Below are 1,359 nucleotides of genomic sequence, written 5' to 3' on the forward strand. Positions count from 1 at the left end.
GTGTATGACCTCGGCTGATGCTTGACATTTTGTCTTCGGGTGATGCCTGACAGTGTTTCGGCTGATGCTTGACAGTTACTTCGGCTGATCCTTGACACTCCTTCGATGAGGGAGTTAAGCGTGGCCGAGCAGAGGTATCAGGCCGTGTTGGCGGTGATCAGCGACGGGTTATCGATTTCGCAGGTCGCCGAGAAAGTTGGGGTATCGCGGCAGACGCTGCATACCTGGTTGGCCCGCTATGAGGCGTCGGGCCTCGAGGGGCTGGTGGACCGGTCGCATCGGCCGGTGTGCTGTCCGCATCAGATGCCGGTCGCGGTGGAAGCCGCCTTGTTGGAGTTACGCCGGTCGCGGCCGTATTGGGGGCCGCGGCGGTTGGTGTTCGAGTTGGCCAAGCGCAAGGTGAGGCCGCTGCCCTCGGAGTCAGCCGCCTATCGGGCGTTGGTGCGCGCGGGCATGATCGATCCGAGCACGCGGGATCGGCGCTCGCGCAAGTGGAAACGCTGGGAGCGTGGTGCCCCGATGGAGTTGTGGCAGATGGATGTGGTGGGGGGATTCCCACTGGCGGATGGCACCAGCGCCAAGGCTCTGACCGGAATCGATGACCATTCGCGGATGTGTGTCTGTGCGCGGCTGATGGCTCGTGAGCGCACCCGCGCGGTCTGCGACGGGCTGCGGGCGGCGTTGGCGAGCTATGGGGCGCCCCAGCAGATCCTGACCGATAACGGCCGGGTGTTCACCGGACGGTTTAACCATCCGCCAGTGGAGGTGCTCTTCGACGCGATCTGTCGGCAAAACGGCATCGAGCACTTGTTGACTCAACCCAGAAGCCCGACGACGACGGGCAAGATCGAGCGGTTCCATCGCAGCATGCGCGCGGAATTCCTCAGCGACAGGCCAGCTTTCGCCAACCTGAAAGCAGCACAGCGGGCCCTCGATGAGTGGGTGGACTACTACAACAGCGCCCGCCCGCATCAGTCGTTGGACATGGCCACACCCGCGCAACGGTTCACCGCCGCCACCGCAACACCGGCACTGCCCGCCAGCGAGCCGCGCGGCGCCGAGCGTGCCGGTGATAACTGGGTCAGCCGCCGGGTCTGCGCCAACGGCATCGTGTGTGTGTCCTGGCAGCAGGTCTGCGTGGGCCGCCACTATGCCGGCGCCCGCTGCGATGTCCACGTCGACGGTGAGCTGCTGCGGTTTTGGATCGGCGACGATCTGGTCAAGACCGCCGCGCGCACCAGCCGCGGCGAGGTACGAAATAAACGGGCCTTCCGCACCCGCGAACAGGCCTAAACCACTAACCAGAGTGTCAAGGATCAACCGAAACAGAAACGTCAACCATCAACCGACTCTGAACAG

1 protein-coding gene is annotated in these 1,359 nt (G+C 64.1%); it reads left to right on the forward strand.

Annotation, left to right across the window (positions count from 1 at the left end; genetic code table 11):
- Positions 1-105: 105 nt before the first annotated feature.
- A complete protein-coding gene (locus AC5Y4S_RS29730; RefSeq protein WP_500036092.1) occupies positions 106-1,293 on the forward strand; it encodes an IS481 family transposase in 1,188 nt (395 codons plus the stop codon).
- Positions 1,294-1,359: the final 66 nt, after the last annotated feature.

This window comes from Mycobacterium sp. NGS64, assembly GCF_059812245.1.